Raw genomic sequence first — 23,747 nt, 5'->3', positions numbered from 1 at the left:
AGGGATGCGCTGGCCCAGCCGGGCGAACGAGCCCTCTCATCGAAGGCGGCAGGGCCGTCAGGAGCTTGTCATGATATCGATAGCGCAGACTACGCCCGGGTCCGTTCGGTCGGATTCGGTTCTCACAAAGGGCCTGACGTTCGCCATGGCCGTCGCGGCCGGCGTCGCAGTCGCAAACATATACTATAATCAGCCGATGCTGGGGATCATGGAGAAGGAGCTTCCCGGAAGCATGACCGGCCTGATCCCGACTGCCACACAGTTGGGATATGCGGCCGGGCTGTTCCTTCTCGTCCCGCTGGGCGATCTGATCGAACGGAAGCGGCTCATAGTCGTCCAGTTCGTGGTGCTGGCAGCGGCGCTAGTCGCCGCCGCCTCGGCCCCGACCGCCGGGCTGGTCGTGGCGGCCTCCCTGCTCCTGGGCGTGGCATCGACCGTCGCCCAGCAGATTGTACCGCTTGCAGCCCATCTGTCCGCGCCGGAGAAACGCGGGGCAACGGTCGGGACCGTGATGTCGGGTGTGCTGTGCGGCATATTGCTCAGCCGTACGCTGGCTGGTTTCGTGGCGACACACGCCGGCTGGCGTGAGATGTTCTGGCTTGGCGTCCCGATGGCTCTTCTCGCCGGCGCGTGGATGGCGATCAAACTTCCGCGCAGCCAGCCCACAAGCGACCTCACCTACGGAGGGCTGCTGCATTCGCTTGCGGGACTCTGGCGCGAGTTCGGGGAACTCCGTCTCGCCGCCGTGACCCAGGCGCTGATCTTCGCCGCCTTCACCGCGTTCTGGACGATCCTGGCACTCCGACTGCAGGAACCACGGTTCAGCCTCGGCGCTGACGTTGCCGGACTGTTCGGCATCGTCGGAGCTGTCGGCATTCTCGCCGCGCCCCTGGCCGGAAGGTTCGCCGACAAGCGCGGCCCGCACAAGGTCATCGCTTTCGGCGCCGTACTGACGCTCGCCTCGTGGGCGTTGTTCGGGCTGTGGACGTCCGTGGCGGGTTTGGTGGTTGGAGTCGTCGTCTTGGACTTCGCGGTTCAGAGCGCCTTGGTGTCCAATCAGCATGTGGTCTACGCGCTTCGCCCCGAAGCACGTGCTCGCCTGAACACGATCTTCATGGGAGCGATGTTCCTTGGTGGCGCGGTCGGCTCGGCGGCTGCAACGGCAGCGTGGGCTATGGCCGGTTGGGCCGGCGTCGTAGGCCTCGGCATTCTCCTGTCGGTCATGGCGACCGCACTTCAGATGTTCAGCCTCCTCAAGAAGCGCTGATACCGCCGTCGCCCGGGCCATCCAGCTGCTCGCGGTTCGGTTATCCCGCCATGTACGCCTGGCTCATGCTCGCTCGCGTACCGGTCTCGACGGCCGGGCGCGAGCCTAGCGGCCGAATGGTCCGTCCGCTCCCCCCGGAACCGTCGTGGCCGATCGCTTATGGAACCGGTGATCGTTGGCCGATGCATCGCCGGAGCGCCTGACCCGCTCGACCCAGGACGCGTCGGCGGGCGCGGCAGGAGAGCATCGTCGGAAAGCAGCAGATCGCGACCTGCATCGAGCGGCTTGCCCCGCAGTCCGGGCGTTTAGATTATCCGTCCGTCAAGTCAGCCGTCCCGAACTTCCGCGGAGGCCAACGACCGCTGGGCTTCCGGGTGTAGATCACAGCAGAGCATCCAGGCGGATCGGTAGGTTCCTGATGCGACGGCCGGTGGCGTTGAACACCGCGTTGGCAACTGCGGCGTTGACGCCGGCGATACCTATCTCTCCCAGTCCCTTGACGCCTTCGGCGTTCACCTCGGGATCCTGATCCGGAACGATTATCACTGTCATGTCGCCGACGTCCGCTGCAGTCGGCACCAGATACTCTCCGAAGTCCCGATTGACGTAGCTGCCGGATGATTTGTCGACGACCGTCTCCTCGAACAGGGCGGAACTCTGCCCCCATATCATGCCGCCCAGAAGCTGACTCCGGGCGAGTACCGGGTTGACGATCCGGCCGGCAGCGAACGCCCCCACATGACGCCGCACGCGAATCTCGGCGGTCGCGACATGGACGCCCACCTCGATGAAGTGGGCGCCGAAGGCCCATGCGAGCGCCTCCGCGGACGAACTTGCCAAGCCGATGTGCCCCCTCTCGAGATCCTCGCGCGCTTTCGCGCTCGTAGCCGCATCGCCGAACATGATTTCGACGCTGCCCCCTTCCCCGGCGCGACTCTCGTTCAGTTGCCTACAAGCCTGCGCAAGCGCGTTGATCAGTGTCGCAGTCGTCGAGGATCCTCCGGATATCCCGGACGGGGGCAGCGTCGTGTCGCCGAGATGGACCGAAACCCGGTCGACCGGAACGCCAAGCCTGTCCGACGCTGTCAGCGCAAGAATCGTATAGAGGCCGTTCCCGATCTCGTGGTGTGCGGTTTCGACGAGGACGGTTCCGTCCGGCGACCGGGTGACCCGAATGGACGCGGACCCGATCTTCGTCGGCAGGGCGGCGGCCGCGCACCCGTGCCCGATCAACCATTCACCGGAGCGCGCTTCGCCCGGCACGACGGATCTGGCGTTCCACCCGAACGCGGACGCTCCTTCATCGAAGCACCGCATCAGCGGTCTCGTCGTGAAAGGCCGCCCGGCGACCGTGTCGACCTGAGTGTCGTTCAGCCGACGCAGTTCGATAGGATCGACGGCTAGCTCGTGCGCGAGCTCGTCCATCGCGCTTTCCAACGCGAAGAGATAGGTCGTCTCGGGCGGCGCACGCATCGGACCGGGCGTGTTGCGGTCAACGCGCGCAACGCGTTCCTCAGCCCGGACGTTCGGGCAGGCGTACAGGGCGGTACTGACATCGGTGCCTTCCATGGCGAACGTGTCGAAGCGCGATGTCGCAGCAGTCGCGGAATGCGCCATGGCAAGGAGCAGTCCGCGGCGGTCCGCACCCAGCTTGACCGTATGGGACGTCTCCGTGCGGTGGTTGGCGAACGTCGTCGCGTCCGCCCGGCTCACTCCTGCCTGCACAGCCCGTCCGATGCGGCGCGCGGCCACCGCCGCCAGCGCCGTATGCTGGGACAACGCCATCTTCGACCCGAAATGGCCTCCGATGAACGGCGAGACCACTCTGACGCGCTCGGGAACGATACCCAGTTGCGCAGCCAGTCCGTGCTTCAAGGCGCCTACGAAGCGCGTCGGCTCGAAGACGGTAAGATGATCGCCCGACCAGACGCAGGTCGTCGACGGAAGCTCGAGGGGATGTTGGTGTTGAACGGGCGTGGAGTACCGCTGCTCAATAACCACGGTCGATCGGACGAAGCCGGCTTCGGCATCGCCGGACCGACGATCGCGGTATCCCGGTCGTAGGGCAGCAAGCCGTTCCGATTTCGCATTTGGGTCGTCCATGCGTCCAACGTGGGAAGAGGGTTCGTATGTGATTTCGAGCAGATGCACCGCGTCTCTCGCCTGCTCCGCAGTCTCGGCAACCACCAGAGCCACGATCTGGCCGGCGTAGTGGATATCGGGCGAACTCAGAGGTCGATGGGAGCTGTTCGCCCATCCCCCGGCCATCAGATGGTCGACGTGTGCGATTTCGCCTTCGACGTTGAGATGCGTAAGCACGAGGAGGACGCCGGGACTCGCCTCGGCTACCGAAGGATCGATGCCGACCATACGACCGCGGGCTATGGCGCTGGTCGCGAGCGCTCCGTAGCACACCCCGGGAGGTCGCACGTCGCCTGGAAACTCTGCAGTGCCGCTGACTTTGCAGCGTCCGTCCACGCGGATGCTCGACCCGTCGGCGGATCCGGGTGGACTGATCGGTTCGCCATTCGCGCCGACGGACATGTGTGGCTTTGATCCCATCCGCATCCAACGCGCCGATCAAGCTTGGTTCCCCCAGGCTTGGCCATCGGAGGCGGATTACGTCATCGACGTGCAAATCCCGCCGCCGCGTTATTCATCAAGGGCTTGACCGGCTCCGTCGTCAGGCCAAGCGGGCAGTCGACCGATGGGAGGAATCAGCCCGCGTCGCGCGGATCGGCATTCCGCGCTCGAAGAAATCCGAACCAGCGGCCCTTAGTCCTTCTGATGCGCCTCGCAGGCACGGGGGCGAACGCGGTCGAAGCCGGCACGATGAGCGTGACCTCCGTGCCACCGTCCGCGGCGTTGTCGAAGATGATGTCGGCGGCCAGTTTTCGGGCCCTCTCCCGCATGCCGGTAAGCCCGTAATGTCCATCGCGCCCTCCCTCACGAAGAACCAAGGGGTCCAGACCGACCCCATCGTCACGAATCCGTACGGTCAGCGCTTGAGGGCCGTAGCCTATCGCGATGTCCAGCCGGTTCGCTTGTGCATGACGGGCGATGTTGGACAGGGCTTCGCTTGCGATCGCTGCGATCTCGTCAGCAGCCGACGCGCTTAAGGAACGCCGGTCGCCGACCGACTCGATCGTGCGAACAGCAGGCAGACGGAACTGCTGTGCTCCGACGATATCGGTCAGAAGCTTCTCCACGTCGTCAGCGGGGCTCGACGGTCGCAACGCCCTGACCCGATCCCGACCCTGCGCTATCACCGCCTCCGCACCGTCCAGAGCATCCTCCAGGCTCCTTCTGGCCGGCTGCTCGACGGGCAGCTGTTCCGCGACATGCTGGAACCGCAATATCAAAGCATGGACGGACTGCAGGAGGGTGTCATGCAACTCGCGGGCAATGCGTTCGCGCTCGTCGTGCCGTTCCGCCATGCGAGCGCGAACCTGCCGGGCGACGGCCCGGGTTCGCAAGCGGTGCGCGACCCAGAGGGACGCGAGCATGCCGAGAACACACAAAGCTCTGAAGGACCAACTCTGCAGGAAGGTGGGCCGAATCTCGAACTGGAGCACTGCGCTGCTCGGGCTCCATTCGCCCGCCTCGTTCGCCGCCTTGACCTGAAAGCGGTATGTGCCGGGCCCCAAGTTCGTGTACGTCGTCGCCCGCCGCGCTCCGGCGAAAGTCCAACCTTCGTCAACGCCTTGCAACCGATAGCGGAACTGCACCCTCTCGGGGGCGGATAAGCTGGCTGCCGTGTAGCTGATTGTGACGGAGGTCGTGCCCGCCGCAAGCGTCATCTTCGTCGGATCGCGGTAGAGACTGGTTCCAGCAGCGATACTTCGAATTGAAACGCGGAGCGGTGGCCTGTCGTCGTTGATCGCCTTCGGATCGATGGTCGCCAAACCTGCGGAGGTCGCGAGCCAAATTCGGCCGGTGGCGTCCAAGACCGCCTGTCTTCCGACGAAACCCTGCCGCTGAGGGCCCCCTGGAAGTCCGTCGTGAAAATCGAAGAGCCTTCGACTGATCTTGCTGCCTGGAGACGCGAACGCGCCGTCAAGATCTGCCGTCCGCACCCGGCTTATTCCCTCGGCTCCGTACAGCCAGGTTTCCCCGCGAGGCGTCTGGACAATGGTGCGCAACGCCTTGACCCAAGGATAGCGGGCGGAATCCAGATATCGAATCTTGTCCCCGCGGACGCGAACGAGCCCGCTGGTCGTCGAGATGAGGAAGCCGCCAGCGCTCGCGTCGACATTGGTGATGTCGCCTAGCGACAGGCGCGACATGTCTATGCGTCGACGCCGGCTACCCGAGATGACGGTCAGGATCGAGCCCGTGCTGGCGAACGCCGCCCCGTCCGAACTAGCGGCAATTCCTGATCCCAACGTCGATGATTCGGCCAGAGCCGCTCTGTGCCATCCGCGCAGGTCGTGCCACCACGCGTCACGAATCCCCGTCAGGACCCACAGCCTGCCGAGACCGTCCTCCGCGCAGTCGAGTATGGAGTCGGATGGCGTACCGAACAGTTCACGCCGGGCCTGCTGATCGATTTTGAAGATGTGCTTCCGCTGTACGAGCCATATCGAGCCGTTGGCCGCCGAACACAAAGCCTCCGCTTTGAAATCGCTGATGAGAACCTTCGGCTGTTCCCCCGCCCCGATGCGATAAAGGGTCCTTCTTGCCCGGGCATACACGGTTCCGTCGCGGGATGCCGTCAGTGCTATGCCGTCGATCGGATCAGCTGGGATCACCGGGACGGAATGCACATCCGCGAAGCGAAATCTATCCAAGCCGCCGTCCGTAGCGATCCAGATGTCTCCCTCCCGATCGACGAAAGTCCGTTTGGTTATGTCGGAAGACAATCCGTCGCGCACGGAGAAGTGCTCTACCTGCTTTCGCGGGGCGGTCGTGTGCTGACCGACGGAGGATATCCGGAAGACGCCGTTCGACTGCGTTGCTCCCCAGGCGCCGCCGCGCGTGTCGAAGGTCAGATCGGGGAGACGTACGCCGGGTACTGCCGGATAATGTAGCTTCTCAACGGCCGCCGCGCCGGTCTCATCGCGACTCAGTATCGTGCCATGCCGGTCCGTCACCCAAATTCGGCCGCGACCGTCCTCGGCCAAATTCGGATAGTCGAACCTTCCTCCTACCCAACGGAACCTACGTTCGCCGGGAACGGCATACGCGAGACCGGCTCCGTTTTGATTCGGCGCCATGACAGGGATCCACAACCTGCCGTTGCGCGCCGGAGTGAGCCCCATCAAGTAGCCTTGCGGCAAGCCCGTGTCGCTATCCGCCAGTCGCCAAGAACCGCCTCTGAATCGCCAGAGGCGGTTGGAGATGCCGCCCCACTCGACCCATATCGCCCCGTCCGGACCTTCGGTGATGTTGGTGATGACGGGAGGCGATCGGGGAAGTTTCTGATCGATCAGCCCGCCCGCCTCGTACACCGCCACCCCGGCACTCTGCGCAAAGCCCACCCAGAGCTTGCCGGTGCTCGTAACGAACAAACGCTGCACGCCCGCGTCGACCATCGCGGACCCCTTCGGAGCGTGGATTCTCTCGAAGACAACACCGTCGAAACGCCACAAGCCGTCACGCGCGCCGACCCAAAGGTAGCCGTCAGGAGTTTGCGCTATGTCGCCGATGTTAATGGGCGCACCATCGTCCTGCGTCCACCGATCGTGCTTGAACTGGCTGAGCCGCGCGTCCGACCGGTGTTGAGCGTGAGGCGCGACTTTCTGAGCATCGACGCTGCAACCCGCACCCACCAAGAGGGTCCAGATGAGCAGGCGACGAACACCCGTCGAGAGGCATCTACCCTCCCATGCCATGACAGCGCCCTACCCGAATGTTCCGAAAACGAAACATCTTGATAGACTGCGTACAGTTGGACGCAACTCTCTTTCGCCGATCAACAGCGCCTGTCCGGATGTGGACAGTTGCTGCGCCGCGAACAGGCACACGCCCGGTAGTCGAACGATCTATAGAACCACCCGTCAAACGGACCAGCGCCTGATGCTCATGACGAGCATCCCTGCCGCTTCGGGCGAAGAGACGATCGCCGACCGGCGGAACGGGAAAGCGCCGATCGGGGCGGCAATCCCGCCGCGCTGGACGAATGGGTGGACCAGACTCTAGTCCACCCTACGCCGGAGATTACCTCTGGTACAACACCGTGCTGACCGTATCGCGCAACGCGCCCTTCGGACGCGAACGACAGGTGCTGACGACCACAGGCACGATCTTGGCGACGCTGGTTACATCCACCACCTTCACCGCGGGATTGCGCCCCTTGCTCATGCCTAGAACATAGGAGACGGCTTGAGGCTTGAGCTGGTCCGACAAGCCGAGGAAATCCTGGCAGGATACCTCTTCGCCGCCCGCCCGCGTCTTTACGAACTGGCTGGTGGTCACGACGCCGTTCTTGTTGGAGAAACCCGCTTTGGGGCCCTGCGACAGCGCCGGGGCTGCCAAAGCGAACGACACAAGGCCGCCGATCATAAGAGTGGTAAAACGCATTGGTTCGCCTTTCAGATAACGCTCATCGGAACGTATCGGGGATATTATTGATGGAGACGACGGGCGTGGACCGCCGAGATCATCTCGATCCCGCCTAGAATAGCCGTAGTCCAAACCCGTGTTCATCATACTTAGATTTAGGCAACGCCCTCTATTTCACGGACAGACTGATGGGTGGCTCGGCAGCAAACTCTGACCGAACCGGTTCCGTCCATGAGCATTGGCCGCGTTTTGCGCAATCAACTTGAGCGCTCCTGCGCGCGGTCCGGACCGGACATTGAAACCTTAGTATGATTCCCGCGCAAGGGACGGCCCCGTATCACCCGTCGAACATCCCAACCGATGACTGAGGCGAGACCGAACGATGCTAGATTCCCAACCCGAACTTTCTCGCCGCGCAGCGTTCCTGGGCGCAGCCGGTGCGGCTGCGGCGACCGTGTTCGCTCCGGCCGCGGCCATCGCGCAATCCAGAAATCCAAAAGCCAGCGGAGATATCTACATGAGCAGCGGCTACGTGAAGACCAAGGACGGTATCGACATCTTCTTCAAGGATTGGGGTCCCAGGGGTGCCCAGCCGATCGTGTTTCACCATGGTTGGCCGCTGTCGGCGGACGACTGGGATACACAGATGCTCTTCTTCCTCGCCAACGGCTACCGCGTGGTCGCACACGATCGGCGTGGCCACGGCCGCTCGACGCAGGCGAGCACGGGCAATGACATGGACCATTACGCCGCCGACGCCTCAGCCGTGGTCGAGCATCTCGACCTCCGCAACGCCGTCCACATCGGCCACTCGACCGGCGGCGGCGAGGTGGCGCGGTATGTCGCGCGGTACGGTCAGCCGCAGGGTCGCGTCGCAAAGGCGGTACTTGTCAGTTCGGTTCCCCCGATCATGCTCAAGACGGCGCAGAATCCCGGGGGCACGCCCATGTCCGTGTTCGATGGTTACCGCTCCGCGCTCGCCGCCGGTCGCGCTCAGTTCTACGAGGACGTTGCCGCCGGGCCCTTCTACGGCTTCAACCGTCCGGGTGCCAAAGTGTCCCAGGCGGTCATCAACAACTGGTGGCGTCAGGGCATGATGGGGGGCGCGATCGCTCATTACGAAGGCATCAAGGCGTTCTCCGAAGCGGATCAGACTGCCGACCTGAAGGCGATCTCCGTGCCGACGCTCGTCCTGCAGGGCGACGACGATCAGGTTGTTCCGTACCAGGATGCGTCGCTTCTTCAGGCGAAGCTTCTTCAAAATCCGACCCTGAAGATCTACAAGGGATATCCGCACGGCATGCTGACCATCCACGCCGACGTCATCAACCCGGACATTCTGCGTTTCGTAAAATCCTGAGCTTACGCGTGGGGGGTCGGCATTGGACGCCCCCCCTTTTCGGCGGATGCCTGTCTCGCGACCACCGATCTGGCGGGTCTCGCATGCCGAGCCCTTGAGTTCTGCATGTCGGGCGCGGGCCGGGGGTAGATAAGGTCTTGCCGGAACTGGTCGTTGCTCCTTCCTCCGCTACGCACCGCAGGGGAACGGCAGGTTGGGGCTAATGTCGCCCGAGACACGCGTTGGCGTTCAACGGTGCGACGTCAGGAGAAGGGGCCCTGCGACCGGGGCCGCGGCAGATCCGGTTCACGCATCGACACCCGCAACGCGTCACCGCAGCATTCCAGGCGGACGCGCAGCTTCCACCGGGCACCGCCATCGGATGATGCTTCAACCCTTCACGCGGCACGATCCTGCGAAGAACCGGACCCGAGTCCGTTCAGGAGAAGAGCATGCTACTGGCCCATACCGAAGCCGTTGGGCGCTGCGGCGCCCCCGCCCCACCGGGGTCTCGTCTCCGGATAGAGACACGGCGGGAGTTCGCGGCCGCTTCCGCGGAACTGCGACCCATGCTGTCACGGATGGCGAAGGCCTTGGACGATCGAAACTGGGAGGACCTACTGCAGGACACGCTCATGCATGCCTGGCGAGCGCGGGCGCAGTTCCGACCCGGTACGAACTTCAGGGCTTGGATGGTCACGATCCTCAGGAACGCGTTCAAGTCCACCACGCGACAAGCGAAGCGTTGTGCGCCATGGGAGGAGCATTACGAAGACCGGTTGACCCAGGCGCCGGAGCAAGAGGGCTGGCTACTTCAAACGGAGCTGACCGTAGCGCTGGCGGCGCTCAGCGGCGACGAGCGCTCTGCCCTTCTAAGCGTGATCGAAAGCGAGCTATCGTACGCCGAAGCCGCCGAACAGCTCGGCATCACGCTGCCAGCGCTCAAGACGAGGATCTACCGTGCACGTAAGCGTCTGGTCGAGTTTCTGGAACATGGTCCTGTGGCGGCTAAGTCGAAGCATGCTCATCAGCGATCCGCCGGCTGCTCGGGCGCGGCGCAGGCCGTCGGGCTCAGTTCGGCGACCGCCTCGATCGGCCGGGTGCGTTCAGGGCATTCTGAAGATCGACAAGCGCAACTTCGAGCGGTCTGCAGGAGCTAGCGACTACGGACGGGTACGTAGCGACGAAGACCATTGGCTGCCGCCCGGCGACCACGACGGCGCCATGGATTTACGGGACACGATCAACTTCAGACGTGGCATGAGACCGGTTGAATGGCTCTCGCGCGAGCGACCAGGTTCGGACCCTCAGCAGATGGTCGGATGTTCCACCGCGTCTGTTCGGTTGCGGCAGTCGGATTCTTCGCGCGGTATCGACCCGGGTTCGGCACAGTGCGGGACTTGGAACGCAACTCGATCGGAGTCCTGGAATACCAGTTCGCCGTCCGATGCCTGCTTGCACCGTCTCCTCCTGTTTCTGCAAGGAGCCTACAGTAGCGAACTGGTCATTTGCGCGAAGTTCTCGACGAGCCTGCGAACCGGGGACCGGCGGCGCCATTCGCGGATGTCGATCTGGTCGCTCTCGGCGAGGTAGCCGTCTTGTATCTCGATCACCTGATCTATCGAAGCGGTATCGTAGAACAACAAGCTGACCTCTTCGTTCAGTCGAAACGACCTGATGTCGACGTTGCTTGATCCGACGATGGCGAAACACCTGTCGATGGAGACGTTCTTGGCATGAAGCAGGCCCTTCTGGAACAGGTTCACGCGCACTCCCACATCCATTACCGTCTCGTAATACGAGCTCTGCGCCCAGTTCACGAACCTCTGGTCTACCGCTTTCGATACTAGGAGTTCGACGGTCACGCCACGCGCCACCGCGATCCTCATCGCGTCGATTAGGCTTTCGCTCGGTATGAAGTAAGGCGTGGCGATTACGACCCGCGTCGTTGCCTGGTGCAATTGCCAGATCAGAAGAGTCTCGAAGCCGGGAAGCCGATAGCTCGGCCCACTGGGAAGCAGCTGAACTACCGCGCTACCGCCAGCTTCGATCGATGGCATACGGGATTCGTAGCCCTTCCCTCTCTCGATAGCCCAGTCTCGATGCACGACCGCCGCGAGGGCGGCGACGATCGGCCCGGTCAGTCGCACGACGAGCTCCCGATTGACGATACCGGGGCGGAAGTCCTTGTCGACGATGTTCTGCGATCCAGCGTAGCCAATCCGGTCGTCGATGACGATCACTTTGCGATGATTGCGCATGTCGCGCCGGGTACGATGACTGAGGAAACGTAGCGGCAGCGAAAGCAGGAGCTGAACTTGGTTCGCATGCATGAGGCCGACGGTGCCGCGCAGCCAACGCCCAGAGCCTACCGGATCCAGCATCACGCGGACGTCAACGCCACGCTCGACGGCGCGCCCGAGCGCCGTTGCGACCCGCGCACCGGTGGCATCGTCGGCGAAGATGTAGACGAGTACGTGAACGGAGTGCACCGCCTCGTCGATGTCGGAGACAAGCTGATCGATGACCGCGTCATAGTCCTGCATCATTCGAGCCGTGTTCCCGTCTACGGCCGGCAAGTCACCGAGCGTTTTCGCAAGAGCTGCGACCGGCGCTCCCCGTCCGAGATCCGGCGAGTGGGGAGCTAGCCCGGAAAGGATAGCGGACTGAAATGACGACGTCGCAACGAAGCGCTGGCGCCGCCATCGAGGGTAGCGGGCGCTTCCCACGACGGCGAAGAGCAATAGCCCTAGCACCGGAAGGAAGAAGATGAGCAGCAGCCACGCACGTGTCTCAGCCGCAGGACGGCCCCGCGGCACGAACGCGAGCGCGCCTACGCGGACAGCCCATTCGCTCCAATACCATACCGTCGGAACGCTGAGAGCCGTCAGCATGAGGCGATAAGGCGGGTCCGTTGACCCCCGCCGGGAAAGCTTTCGTTTGTTCCGGCAGCTGATGTAGCGCCCGGTCGAATTGAACGGCCAAGCCCGGCACCCGTTCGTACGGCAAACGGGTCGCTACGCCATGAGCCCAGCGGGCCGTTTGAAGCAGAAGCTCGATGGTAGCCCATGGGTCCCTCGCCAATGGAGATCGGCGACGTCATGCGGCCCTCGATCACTTCATCCGACTACCGCTACAGTTCGGCTGGGGAAAGACTATCATACGGAGGTCTTAATCGTCGCGCTCGAACACGTGCCAGCGATCCATCCGCAGGGCTCCCTTGGTGGCCGCATGGAGGTCAGACGCCCGCACCTGCTCGGTCGTTACGACCACATCGGCGGGTACCGTTGCGCCGAAGCCCATGGATATTCATGTGTAGAACCTCAGCCAGCTCGGCGGGGAAGCCGCCAATGTCCTTCCAAGCTTGAGCATCGTCTTGGCTTTCCCGAATACGGACTCCAGGTTTCAAGACCCGCGATCAGCCGCTCTGGCTTCCCGTAGCTTGTCCAAGGCACGGTCGCATCGATAGAGGTGCTTCTCGACCCCGCTGACTGTTATGCCTTTCTCGACTGCTATCTCTTTTTGAGTAGCACCATCGATCCGGAACCGACGGAATACCACGGACGCTCCCCCGCTGAGACGGTCGAGTTGACGATCAACCGCGTGCAATTCCTCCCGTGCAATCAGCATACGCTCGGCACAGGGTTCAGTTTTGAAAGCACCGTCGAAGGGTCCGTGACATTGGACCCAGCCATTTTCGCGGTTACCGCGGTGCAACCCTGCGCGACGGTTGTCGGCGATCAGGTTAATTGCCATTCGGCGCAAGAAGGCCTTGGGCTCACCGATTTTTCCAGGCGTCTGGGTTCTGGTGTCCGTCTGCCGCGCCTTCATCCACAGTTCCTGGAGAATGTCCTCGGCGTCGTCACCCGCTCCCCGGGCACGAATGAAACTGAGCAGGCATCCGTAGTCGGAAACAACGAACGCTTCCAGGGGATCACTCCGCGCGGCGTGAATTGAGTTGGAAGCGGTCAATTATGCCTCCGAAGTCCGCAGCGTTCTCAGCTCGGCGTTAGTTCGAGTTGTGAATCAAACACCTGCTAGGATGCCTTCGGCTCCCGTGCAGATGCTAAGCATCATTCGCAGAATTGGACGTTTTCATCGGCTACGGCGCCGATATGCATCGCCTCCCTCTGCGCGTCACAGATGAATATTCACTCGATGACCCCGATGCACTTCATACGAAGGTATGCAATCTCGATGAACCGGTATGCTCGTCTCCGAGGACGTTCTGACTTGTCAGATACATAGAGTGAACTGGTTGGATTCGCTTTGAACGAAACGTGGGCTGGTCTGTCGCCGCGGACAAACGTCAAATCGGTGCATTCATGGCTTAGAACCAACGTATGGTATCTGGTACCGACAGGCGGAAGTATAACTGCATTACAGAAAGCGTCTTGCCCTCCCCGCGTACGCTTTCTGGCAACGAGTTCGTCAATAGAGCTTGTTGCGACCGATCACACGTGATCGGCGGCGCCGGATAGCCCCTCCCCTGAACCGCTATCCGGCGCCTTCTTTTTACCTTCGCGGTTGCAGCTCCGGCCCCACGAAGCGTCAAGCCTGCGTTGCGCGAGGGCTCCGGCGGGATTGATGGATCAGATCCACCATGTGATCCAATGCGACCCCGGCCGCAGACCGAGCCAAAGTACGCGAGTCTGGTCCGATCGACGAAGGTGTCGGCCCGCGCCAGCGTCCAGGTGCCAAGGAAACTAACACTTCGGTCTCGTCCGCACAGGCCGGCAGTGCTGTTCGCATCGGCTTCCACCGGCCAAGTTCACGTGTCACGGTCGCGTCAGCCACGTCCGGTCAACCGCCCCTGGTAATTAACCGCCCCTGGTAGTTAAGGTGCCGTTTCGCGATGCCATACCAGGTTGCGCGCGGGTAGCCTCCCATCCGGTTTCAGCCGAAGAGCATTTGGTTCCAGAATCCGATGAGGATTTTTGGTCGTAGTGCGTCGATCCTATTGCACCCGCCTCGGCGCAAAGGATTAGGAGACCGTCATGGACGAAGCCCCTCACCCGATCGAGAGGCAGCAAGCATTCGGTCAAACACCGACTGCAAGCGCGTCATTCGATCAAATACGCCTTCGAGAGAAGTTGGCAGGCCTGGCTATGGCCGGAGAGGCCTGTCGTAGCTGGCTCGACCGCGACGAGCCCGACCTGGAAGAAGTCAGGCAGCTCGTGAACATGATGTGCGATGTCTCCCGGCAGGAATTCTCGCTGATCGCGCGCTGAACCGTCAGATCGGGCGGCCCGAACCTGAGCTGTCTTGCCAGGCCTGGACCGTCACGCCGGCTGATGCTGCACCCGTCTGAACCTCAAGCATTCTCAGCGACCGTGCGCCTCGTACATGCCCCGTTGGCGGGGAGAGCGTTCGCACGGCGAGTGCAGCCCCGCCCTTTATCGGCCGCCGTATGGCAGGATCAAGCGAACAGTCCTGAGCCGGAATCCTCTCGGCCGTGTCCGTTCAGCGAGCAGGTCTTAGCTCAACCCGCGTAGCGGAACGACGGACGACGCGGAGCGGCAGGACTTTCGAGACCATGCGGCTGAAGCTCAGCCAGTCGCCGGCCCGGAACCGGCCGGATACCCGCATGCGTCCCAGCGCCTCATCCGTAACTGAGAGCTGCACGGCACTGTAACGGTTCATTTCGGCGACCGCGTCGCTCAACATGGCGTCGTCGAACTCGACCTGCCCTTCTTGCCATGCCGTGACTTTGGCGACGTCGAGGTTGGAAACTGACCCGAAAGCCCCGGCTGCCACGAATTTCTCGCCGGGGGCGAGGGTGACCGTCCGCGCAGACGTCCGGCTAGCGACCCGGACGCGCCCTTGCAGCAACGCCACCTGATAGCGCCCGGGATCGTTTCGCACTGTGAACCGGGTACCGAGCGCCGTGACTGTTCGACCATCCGCAAGTACGGTGAAGGGCCGGCTCGCGTCGTGAGCGACGTCGAAGAACACCTGCCCCCTATCGAGCATCACGCGACGCGCTCCTTGGGCATAGGCCACTCTCATCGTCGTCTCGGCGTCGAGTTGAACGTTTGTGCCGTCGCTCAAAACCGCTGACGCGCGCTGCCCTTTGCCCGTGGACAGGACGCGGTCGCTCGATGGCTGGTTCGAGGCTATCTGTGTTCGCGTCGCGGGCGCGTTTGGAAAGACGCGCAACAACATGCCGAACGACAAGGCGATCACTACGGCGGCGGCGACTGCCATCAGCGCGAAGACCCGCCTCCGTCCCCGGGACTCGGCCGTGACCGCCAGTGCATCGCTACGGAGCGAAGCGAGGACGTCGTCGGGCACGTCGTCGAACCGGTCCCACATCCGGCATGCGCGATCCCAGGCGTCACGATTTTCGCTGCTAGCGGCGAGCCACGCGTCGAAAACCGAGACGTCGCCGATGGGTGCGTCGCCCGACCTCCTGACCAGCCATAACGCAGCCGCCTCGTCGGAGGTCAGCCCGTACAGTTCGCGTCGCGTCATGGGCCCGCTCACGTCCGGCGCTCCTCGAATTTGAGAAGATGCAGGGACGCTCGCACCATGTGCTTCTCGACTGCACTGATCGACAGCCCCAGACGGTCCGCGATGTCCCGGTAGCGCATGCCTTCGAGGCGGCGCAGAACGAAGATCGTCCTTGTACGTTCGGGCAAGGCGCTCAATGCCGCCACCACCACGGCCAGCTCCTGACGACTGGCGACGATCCGGTCCGGTCCGATGGCCTGGTCAGCATCGCGCTCCGCGTCGAACTCGACGTGATCATGATGGTGGCGGACGGACCGACGTCTGCTGCGATCGACCAGGACGCTTTCCGCCGTTCGGATGGCATACCCGGCGAGGTTTTCCATTTCGTGCGGCGACCTGCGGCTGGAGAGGCGCAAGAGAACTTCTTGGACGAGGTCGTCGACTTCCTGCGGTGGCTCGCCACGTCTTCGGAAGAAGACCACGAGCATGGTGCGGAGCTCCGCATCACCATGCCCGCGGCCGGCATCGCCGGAATCTGGACGGTCGGACTCTGACATGTATCGCATCTGCGCCATTGCGGGGGAGTTTTCCAGACCCACGCCGCACAGGCTAGGCTCGGAGAACGGTTGCCTAGACGATACAGCTCCATTTCAGGTAAGACGCAGGCGAGCCAATTATCCACATCATCGGCGTTCGAATCCCTCATTGAGATCCGAAACGCAGAGCGGTTGGATCATTCCTGTCATAGGAATGTCGCTTTTAACCAAGATGCGCTTGGCTACCTCGGTTAGGGGTATGAGGCTATCAGAATGGAGCGGTCCGATGAAAAACGCTCCTTGGGCATCAATAGAAGGTTCGAAGCGCCTCGGACTCCTCGAATGAGGAGGTTCCGATCACCGGGGGGTGTCGGGATCGACGTTGCTTCGACCCGTCCTCGAGGGCGGTATCGCGCGTATTCGATGGCTCTCGCGTCGACCATGACCCTTGCGCCCGTCCCGCTTCACGCCCAACCATCTGCTCGGCAGCGCATCTCCCTTCCAGGGCAATTGCTTGCGAGCGCGCTGCAGGCCGTGGCACGACGGTACAAGGTCTACCTGCTGTTCTCGATGGACGTCGTCGGGCAGCGTCAGGCACCGACGATCTCCGGTACGATGAGCGTGGAGCAGGCGCTCAGGACTCTGCTCGAAGGATCGGGTCTTAGCCTGCTGCACCTCGGAGGCCGCAACTTCGTGGTCACCAAGAGCGTCGATCAGGCCACTGCCGCGCCGCCCGCCATTCCCGACATTCTCGTCGTGGGCAAACGCACGCAGAACGCGGACATCCGGCGTGCCGCCAACGATGTGCAGCCTTATCAGGTCGTGACGCGACGCGAGGTGCAGGCCACCCACGCTTCGACGGTCGAGGAGCTGCTCGTCAAACGCATCACACCGAACGCGTTGGGCCGCACGCTTGCGCAAAGCCCTATCTCGGGCGGTGGCGCCGTGCGATCGGCGATCGACCTGCGCGGACTGGGAACCGAGGAGACGCTGGTCCTGATCGATGGCCGACGGATGCCGCGATTGCCGGCCAACGGATTCATGCTGTTGCAGCCCGACGTGAATGGCCTGTCGCCGGAATCGATCGAGCGCGCCGAAATCCTGACGTCGACGGCGGGCGGCATCTTCGGACCGGGCGCGACCGCGGGCGTCGTCAATCTGGTACTTCGCCGCGACTATCGCGGCGGCGAAATAACCGCAACGCGCGGCATCACGGCGCGAGGCGATGCCGGTCAAGGCCGTATCGACGCCCGGGTCGGCTTCACTCCCGATCATGGCACCACCGAAGTCATGCTCGCCTATAGTCGTTCGGTCGTGGACGGACTGCGCAACGGCGACCGCGACTACATCGAGCGCGGTCGAGAGCTGCGCTTCGCCAATGTGAAGACGTACGATTACACCGAACTGCCCGAATCCAGTTCCGTCAACGTCACGAGCAGCAACAATAGTCCGCTGGTCTTGAAGCCGGCGTTCGGCGGAGGCGCTCTGGGAAATGCGCTGACGTCGCTGCCGGCGGCAGGATATGGTTCGCCTGCGGCAGTCGGCGCCGCTTTGCGGGCAAACGCCGGCAAGCTGGATCTTTCGCTCCCGGAGGGACTGATGGGCAGGCAAGAAAGCCTGACCTCGACCCGACGAACCAGCGCGGTGCTGGCCAATGTCAGGCGTCGATTCAGCGACGGCGTCGAGGCCTATGTCGACTATATCCGCCTGAACGATCAGGGCCGCTACGCCTACGCGCTTTCCGGCAGCGTCATGGAACTTGCAGCTACGGACCCGAGGAATCCGTTTCAACAGGCGATCGGGCTGAGCTTCCCGACGCCAGATTTCGGTACCGTCGGCAGAACGCGGACCTTGACCACGCGGTTGAGCGCCGGGACGGTCGTCTCGCTTCCAGCGCACTGGAAGGCCAATTTCGATTATAGCATCGGCATCGGCCGTCAAACACGGGTGCTGACGGGTACGACCTATGACCTCGACGGGTATTTTGCGCTGTACGGCCTGCCAGTGGCAGGAAGACCCGCGCTCGACCCGTTTGGCGACAGCGAAGTCTTTCGCAGCTCGATGGCCAGCTACGCCAAGCCGACGCACTGGCGCTCCGATCAGACGAACCGCTTTCATGACGCCAGCCTTCGGATGGCAGGCTCGGTCCTGCGGCTGCCGGGCGGTCCGCTGTCCGCCACTCTGCTGCTGGAGCAAAGGCGCGAAGCCGTTCGGACCAGCGATGCTGGCGGTATCAGTGATGCCTACGCCACCCCCTACGTCGAGCGTGTGCTGGGCCACAAGGAGCGCGTACGCTCGGCTTATATCGAGATGCGCGCGCCGCTCGTTGCTTCGGACGCGCCCTTCTTTCCCCTACGCAGTCTCGAGTTGCAGGCAGCGGTGCGGGGCGACAGAACTCGGATCGACGTACCGTTCGATCCGGACGAAGGCGCGTTCTACGACCGTTTCACCGTTGCGTCGCGCGCTGCGGTCATGTTCACGCTTGGTGCACGGGCAAGGCCGGTTTCCGGTCTGCTGGTGCGCGCCAGCATCGCGACCGGCGAACTGACGGCGCCACTTTCGACGATCGGCAACGCTCGTGTCATCGGCGAGCACGGTCCCGACCCTAAGCGCGGCAACAGTCGCATCCTTCCGTACGAGTTCATCGTGTTCGGAAACGGCAAGATCACCCCCGAACATACGCAAAGCATCTCCGCGGGCCTCATCGCCACGCCGTTCGGACCAAGAGGTGCGACGTTGACGATCGACTATACGCACATCCGCCGCAGCAAGGTAATCGAATCGCGTTACGTCGGCAGCGCCTACTACTTCCTGCGCAACGAGGCGCTGTACCCCGATAGGATCACGCGCCTGCCGCTTACGCCGGAGGACGCGGCGCGTGGCTATACCGGGGGAGTGATCACGCGCATCGATGCCACCTATCTCAATCTTGGTTCGACCGTCATCGATGCGATCGACGGTCGGTTGGAGATTCCGGTCCGCACCGATCGCGCTGGTGATTTCATGCTGCGCGGTGCCGCGACATGGCAGCCGCGCTATAGGCGGTTCACTCTGCCCGAGAACCCTGTCGACGACCTGGTAAATTATGCAGACGGCGCACTGCGCTGGCGCGGCAATGGTGGACTTAGCTGGGCGAGGAATTCGCTCAGTCTGTCCATCGACGGTCAATATTTCGGAGGGTACCATATTACGAGCGGTGCGTATCCGCAGGTGTCCAATCCAAGGCTCATCCGAAATCAAGGCCGGGACGACACGAGTGCGCAAGTGACGCTGGATCTGGCCGCCTCGTATCGGTTCAAGCTCGATGGGGACGGACCTCGGTCCCGCACGCTGGATCTGAGGTTCGGGATACAGGATCTTCTGGATCGGCATCCGGCGACTGTCCTGTCCGCCGATGGAGCCTATAGCTTCTATGACGAGCCACGGCGGCGGCGCTTCGAGTTTACCGCTGCAACCGGCTTCTAGAGTGATCGGGCTTCCCGACGGACGGAATGCGAAGGGGAAAGCCGAGAGCGGGATCAACGACGGCCAATACCGCTCGGGAAGAACACATCACTCCCGTCCAAGACAGCGCATCGACGCGTCTCTAACATGAGTAGGCATGCATCGTTGGTCGATGCCGGAGCCGTCAACTGACAATGTTCGTCAAACTCGCCTCTCTCGGACGCCGTTTCTGGTTGTCAACGGCCGCCATTGCAGTCGCAGGAGCCCTGTTCCTCTTGGCGCTGACCTATCGACCAGCGATACCGCCAATATCCCCGCCACCCCGCGACAGCTTTTCGCTGGCGACGGTCGAGCGTGGCGCGGCGCTGGCGCGGATCGGCGATTGTACCACCTGCCATACCGCCAACGGCGGGGCTCCGTTCGCTGGCGGAAAGCCCTTGGCGACGCCGTTCGGTACGCTGTTCGTGACGAACATCACGCCCGACGCGAAAACCGGCATCGGCAACTGGTCGAAGGAAGCCTTCCGCCGCGCCATGCGCGACGGCGTAGCTCGGGACGGGAAGCATCTCTATCCCGCCCTTCCCTACGAACATTTCACCCACACGACCGATGCCGATCTGGACGCGCTGTACGCGTTCTTCATGACACGCCGGCCGGTCTCGACCGTGCAGCCGGCGAACCGCCTCTATCCGCCGCTCGGCTTCCGTCCCCTGCTGGCCGGTTGGAAGATGCTGTTCCTGCACAAGGGCATCTGGCAGCCGACGCAGGGCGAATCCGCAGAATGGAACCGCGGCGCCTATCTGGTGGAAAGCCTCGGCCATTGCGGCGGATGCCACACGCCAAGGAACCTGCTGGGTGGCGAGAAGCGATCCAGGGCGTATGACGGAGGCGTTGCCGACGGGTGGGTCGCCCCTGCCATCAATGGCAACAGTCCCGCAGTCCGTGCCTGGACCGCCGACCGGCTCTACACATATCTCCGGACCGGAATCGACATGAACCATGCGGCCGCCGCCGGTCCGATGGGTCCGGTTACGCATAATCTCGCGCGGGCCCCGGAGGCGGACGTACGTGCCATCGCGGTATACGTGGCGTCGATGATGACCCGCGCCCCTGGTGCCAAGGTGCTCAGCGCACCTCCCATCGATCGGGCGGCACAGGCGGCCGCCGCAGAACCGGCGGGCGCCGCGCTGTTCGCAGGCGCGTGCGCGGGGTGCCACGGACCCGGAGCGCCGATGATGCAGCAGGGACGTCCCGACCTGTCGCTCGGCAGCCCGCTGCACGAGGACAATGCGAGAGACGCCATCCAGATCATCATTCAAGGCCTGACGCCGCCGGTCGGCGCGCCGGGCCCGTACATGCCGGCGCTGGCCGACAACTTCTCGGATGCTCAGATCGCTCAGATCGCCGCATACGCCCGAGCTCGTTTTACGGACAAGCCGGCTTGGCCCAATCTGGAGGAGGCGGTCAGGAAGGCACGCAAGGAAGGGCAGCAGCCATGACGATCACGCTCAACGTGAACGGCCGCGACCGTACAGTCGCCTCCAGTCCGGATACGCCGCTGCTGTACGTCCTTCGCGGCGAGTTGCGGATGAACGGAGCGAAATACGGCTGCGGTCTCGGACAGTGCGGTGCCTGCACCGTGCAGGTCGACGGAAAGGCCGTATTCTCCTGCCTGACTCCGATCGCCGCGCTTCCTGGTCGAGCCATCAGAACCGTTGAGGGACTGGGCACGATCGACAAGCCGGGACCACTTCAAAAGGCCTTCGAAACCGAACAGGCGGCGCAATGCGGCTATTGCATTGCCGGCATGATCATGCGCGCCCAGGCGCTGCTCGACGCCAACCCGAACCCGACGGATGCGGAGATCCTCGCTCACATGGACGGCAACTTGTGCAGGTGCGGGACGCAAATGCGTATCCTGCGCGCCATCCGCCGTGCCGCGGGACGCCCGGCATGAGCACGCCTCTCTCCCGCCGACAGCTGCTCGGGGCCGGAAGCCTGGTGGTGGCGTTTTCGATGATGCCGCAGTCGCTGGCGCAGCTGGCGGGGGGCGGAGAAGGCGGCGCGGGTCCGAAGGTCGTAGCACCCGATCTGCCCGGCAGCCTCAAGAGCTATCCCGAACTGGAGTCCTGGATCAGGATCGACGCGCGCGGGCGGGCCACCGTGTTCACCGGCAAGGCGGAGCTGGGACAGGGCATCGCCACCGCTCTCTGGCAGGTCGCCGCCGAGGAGCTGGATCTGCCGCCCTCGCATGTCGAACTGATAACCGCCGACACCTCGCAGACGCCGGATGAAGGCCTGACCGCAGGCAGCCATTCTATGCAGGATAGCGGCACCGCGATCGCCAACGCCGCGGCAAACGTCCGGATGCTGCTGACCAGGAACGCTGCCGAGCGCTGGGGGCTCCCGGCCAGCGATCTGACGACCGACGGAAATGGCAATGTGGTGTCGGCGGACGGCCGACGTATCGGCTACGGAGCTCTTGCAGCCGCCCTCGACCTCCACGTCCGGGCTATCGAAGGCGTACCGCGTCGCGATCCCGCGAGCTATCGAACGATGGCGCACGACGTTCCCCGTCGCGACATACCGGCGAAGGTCACGGGCGGCCAATCCTACGTTCAGGACCTGCGGATGCCGGGCATGCTGCATGCGCGGGTCGTTCGAGGACCAAGCTTCGGTACCGTTTTGCAGGAGGCGGACTTCACCGCCGCCGCCCGCCTGCCCGGGGTCGTCAGGATCGTCAGGAACGGCCGCTTCGCCGCAGTAGTAGCGCTTACCGAATGGCAAGCGATCGCCGCGCTGCGCCGCCTTCAGCAGTCGCCCTGGATCCGGACCGCCCCGCCACTGCCCTCGACCAGCGTCGCGGCGACGCTGAAGGCGCTTCCGTCACGCGATATCACTGTGCTGGACACGGGGGGACCTGCTGGACCAACGGCGCCGGGCGGGCTCTCGGCAAGCTATAGTCGACCTTGGTTGTCGCATGGCTCGATCGGACCCTCATGCTCGGTTGCCCTGTACGACCGTGGCACGATGACCATCTGGTCGCATAGTCAGGGCGTGTTCGACGTCCATCGTGCCGTCGCTCAGCTCGTCGGCCTGCCGCCGGAGAAGGTACGCTGCATCCATACGCAGGGATCAGGCTGCTACGGTCAGAACGGCGCCGACGACGCTTCCGCCGACGTGGCCGTGATCGCCAAAGAGATGCCGGGCGTTCCCATCCGCCTGCAATGGATGCGCGAACAGGAATTCGGTTGGGAACCGCTCGGCCCTGGGATGGCCACGGAACTGGCGGCGCAACTGGGACCCGACGGCAAGATCGCACAATGGCGGCACGTCGTATGGAGCAACCCGCACAATAATCGCCCCGTCGACGCCGGCGGCTACCTGGCGGGACAGGAAGTGGCCAATCCCTTCCCCGCTCCGATTGGAAAGCCGATTCCGATGCCGGAGGGCGACGGAGACCGAAATTCCAATCCGCTTTATGCGCTGCCCAACATGCACGTGCTCTACCATTTCCTCCCCGACATGCCGTTGCGCGTGTCGGCGCTGCGGTCGCTGGGTGCGCATCTCAACGTCTTCTCGATCGAGAGCATGTTCGACGAACTCGCCCGCTCGTCCGGCCAGGACCCGCTCGCGTTCCGACTGAACCATATGGAGGATCCGCGCGCGCGCGCCGTGATGATCGAGGCCACGCGGCGGTTCCGATGGGATTCGCGTCCACGCGGCGACGGGCGCCGAGGCTGCGGGATGGCATTTGCGCGCTACAAGAATCTGGGCGCCTATTGCGCGATCGCGATGGAAGTCGAGGTCGAGCGCGAGACCGGAGTCGTGTCCGTCCGCCGCGTCATCGCCGCGGTGGACGCCGGACAACCGGCCAGTCCGGACGGGATCCGCAATCAGGTAGAAGGCGGGATCGTCCAGTCGCTCAGCTGGACCACGCGCGAGGCCGTCGAGTTCGACACGTCCGGCCGCACCAGCTTCGACTGGAGCGGCTATCCGATATCCCGTTTCAGCGACGTGCCGGACGACGTCCAGGTGCACGTACTCCCGCAAGCCGGCATGCCGTTCCTGGGCGCGGGTGAAACCGCGCAGGGACCGACCGCCGCCGCATTCGCGAACGCGATCGCCGACGCGACGGGCATCCGTATGCGCGACATGCCGCTGACCCCGGACAAGCTGAGGGCTGCGATCGGTCCGATCTGAA

16 protein-coding genes and 1 pseudogene are annotated in these 23,747 nt (G+C 63.6%); 8 read left to right on the top strand and 9 right to left on the bottom strand.

What is annotated here, in order from left to right; all coding sequences use genetic code 11:
* The first annotated feature begins 70 nt into the window (after window positions 1-70).
* Window positions 71-1,267 carry an MFS transporter gene (locus tag QFZ54_RS15670; RefSeq protein WP_307088614.1) on the top strand — a complete coding sequence of 399 codons (1,197 nt, stop codon included), beginning with the start codon at window positions 71-73 and terminating at the stop codon, window positions 1,265-1,267.
* A gap of 381 nt (window positions 1,268-1,648) precedes the next feature.
* Here the strand turns inward: QFZ54_RS15670 and QFZ54_RS15665 are convergent, their stop codons facing one another.
* The 3 genes from QFZ54_RS15665 to QFZ54_RS15655 all read right to left on the bottom strand — a co-directional run bounded on the left by QFZ54_RS15665 (window position 1,649) and on the right by QFZ54_RS15655 (window position 7,789).
* On the bottom strand, window positions 1,649-3,811 hold the full coding sequence (locus tag QFZ54_RS15665; protein WP_307088612.1) for a xanthine dehydrogenase family protein molybdopterin-binding subunit: 2,163 nt from the start codon (window positions 3,809-3,811) through the stop codon (window positions 1,649-1,651).
* Between the two features lie 173 nt (window positions 3,812-3,984).
* Window positions 3,985-6,801, bottom strand: coding sequence for a sensor histidine kinase (locus tag QFZ54_RS15660; protein WP_307088610.1), 2,817 nt, complete (start codon window positions 6,799-6,801; stop codon window positions 3,985-3,987).
* 625 nt (window positions 6,802-7,426) lie between these two features.
* Complete coding sequence (locus QFZ54_RS15655) at window positions 7,427-7,789, bottom strand: HdeA/HdeB family chaperone (RefSeq protein ID WP_307088608.1); 363 nt, start codon at window positions 7,787-7,789, stop codon at window positions 7,427-7,429.
* Between the two features lie 499 nt (window positions 7,790-8,288).
* Between QFZ54_RS15655 and QFZ54_RS15650 the strand changes: the two genes are divergently transcribed.
* Both QFZ54_RS15650 and QFZ54_RS15645 read left to right on the top strand, forming a co-directional pair.
* Complete coding sequence (locus QFZ54_RS15650) at window positions 8,289-9,131, top strand: alpha/beta fold hydrolase (RefSeq protein WP_307089505.1); 843 nt, start codon at window positions 8,289-8,291, stop codon at window positions 9,129-9,131.
* Window positions 9,132-9,562: 431 nt separating this feature from the next.
* Window positions 9,563-10,270, top strand: coding sequence for a sigma-70 family RNA polymerase sigma factor (locus QFZ54_RS15645; RefSeq protein WP_307088606.1), 708 nt, complete (start codon window positions 9,563-9,565; stop codon window positions 10,268-10,270).
* A 327-nt stretch (window positions 10,271-10,597) separates the two neighbouring features.
* Here the strand turns inward: QFZ54_RS15645 and QFZ54_RS15640 are convergent, their stop codons facing one another.
* The 4 genes and pseudogenes from QFZ54_RS15640 to QFZ54_RS20460 form a co-directional block, all read right to left on the bottom strand.
* Window positions 10,598-11,656, bottom strand: coding sequence for a phospholipase D-like domain-containing protein (locus QFZ54_RS15640; protein ID WP_307088604.1), 1,059 nt, complete (start codon window positions 11,654-11,656; stop codon window positions 10,598-10,600).
* Window positions 11,657-11,845: 189 nt separating this feature from the next.
* Window positions 11,846-12,004: pseudogene (locus tag QFZ54_RS20465) on the bottom strand (PLDc N-terminal domain-containing protein); the annotation flags it as partial.
* A gap of 277 nt (window positions 12,005-12,281) precedes the next feature.
* Window positions 12,282-12,413 carry a hypothetical protein gene (locus tag QFZ54_RS15635; protein WP_307088603.1) on the bottom strand — a complete coding sequence of 44 codons (132 nt, stop codon included), beginning with the start codon at window positions 12,411-12,413 and terminating at the stop codon, window positions 12,282-12,284.
* A gap of 102 nt (window positions 12,414-12,515) precedes the next feature.
* Window positions 12,516-13,082 (bottom strand): RNA polymerase sigma factor, encoded by a 567-nt coding sequence (locus QFZ54_RS20460; protein WP_373458551.1) that lies wholly within the window; start codon window positions 13,080-13,082, stop codon window positions 12,516-12,518.
* Window positions 13,083-14,107: 1,025 nt separating this feature from the next.
* Here QFZ54_RS20460 and QFZ54_RS15625 point away from each other — a divergent pair.
* On the top strand, window positions 14,108-14,341 hold the full coding sequence (locus QFZ54_RS15625) for a hypothetical protein (RefSeq protein WP_307088600.1): 234 nt from the start codon (window positions 14,108-14,110) through the stop codon (window positions 14,339-14,341).
* 232 nt (window positions 14,342-14,573) lie between these two features.
* Here QFZ54_RS15625 and QFZ54_RS15620 read toward each other — a convergent pair whose 3' ends face one another.
* Both QFZ54_RS15620 and QFZ54_RS15615 read right to left on the bottom strand, forming a co-directional pair.
* Window positions 14,574-15,596, bottom strand: a complete 1,023-nt coding sequence (locus QFZ54_RS15620) for a FecR family protein (RefSeq protein ID WP_307088597.1) — start codon at window positions 15,594-15,596, stop codon at window positions 14,574-14,576.
* On the bottom strand, window positions 15,593-16,120 hold the full coding sequence (locus QFZ54_RS15615; protein ID WP_307088596.1) for an RNA polymerase sigma factor: 528 nt from the start codon (window positions 16,118-16,120) through the stop codon (window positions 15,593-15,595). Before QFZ54_RS15615 ends, QFZ54_RS15620 begins: the two co-directional genes overlap by 4 nt.
* A gap of 420 nt (window positions 16,121-16,540) precedes the next feature.
* On the opposite strand from QFZ54_RS15615, the gene QFZ54_RS15610 reads away from it, so the two are divergent.
* The 4 genes from QFZ54_RS15610 (at window position 16,541) to QFZ54_RS15595 (ending at window position 23,746) form a co-directional block, all read left to right on the top strand.
* Window positions 16,541-19,564, top strand: coding sequence for a TonB-dependent receptor plug domain-containing protein (locus QFZ54_RS15610; RefSeq protein ID WP_307088594.1), 3,024 nt, complete (start codon window positions 16,541-16,543; stop codon window positions 19,562-19,564).
* Between the two features lie 254 nt (window positions 19,565-19,818).
* Window positions 19,819-21,042: a c-type cytochrome gene (locus tag QFZ54_RS15605; RefSeq protein ID WP_307088592.1), complete on the top strand. Its 1,224-nt coding sequence runs from the start codon at window positions 19,819-19,821 to the stop codon at window positions 21,040-21,042.
* Window positions 21,039-21,500: a (2Fe-2S)-binding protein gene (locus tag QFZ54_RS15600; RefSeq protein ID WP_307088590.1), complete on the top strand. Its 462-nt coding sequence runs from the start codon at window positions 21,039-21,041 to the stop codon at window positions 21,498-21,500. The genes QFZ54_RS15605 and QFZ54_RS15600 overlap by 4 nt, the downstream gene beginning before the upstream one ends.
* Window positions 21,497-23,746 carry a xanthine dehydrogenase family protein molybdopterin-binding subunit gene (locus QFZ54_RS15595; RefSeq protein ID WP_307088589.1) on the top strand — a complete coding sequence of 750 codons (2,250 nt, stop codon included), beginning with the start codon at window positions 21,497-21,499 and terminating at the stop codon, window positions 23,744-23,746. Before QFZ54_RS15600 ends, QFZ54_RS15595 begins: the two co-directional genes overlap by 4 nt.
* The last annotated feature ends 1 nt before the right edge of the window (window position 23,747 follow it).

Origin of the sequence: Sphingomonas faeni, from assembly GCF_030817315.1 — a bacterium.
GTDB lineage: Bacteria > Pseudomonadota > Alphaproteobacteria > Sphingomonadales > Sphingomonadaceae > Sphingomonas > Sphingomonas faeni_C.
This window is presented reverse-complemented; position numbering and strand designations above follow the sequence as displayed.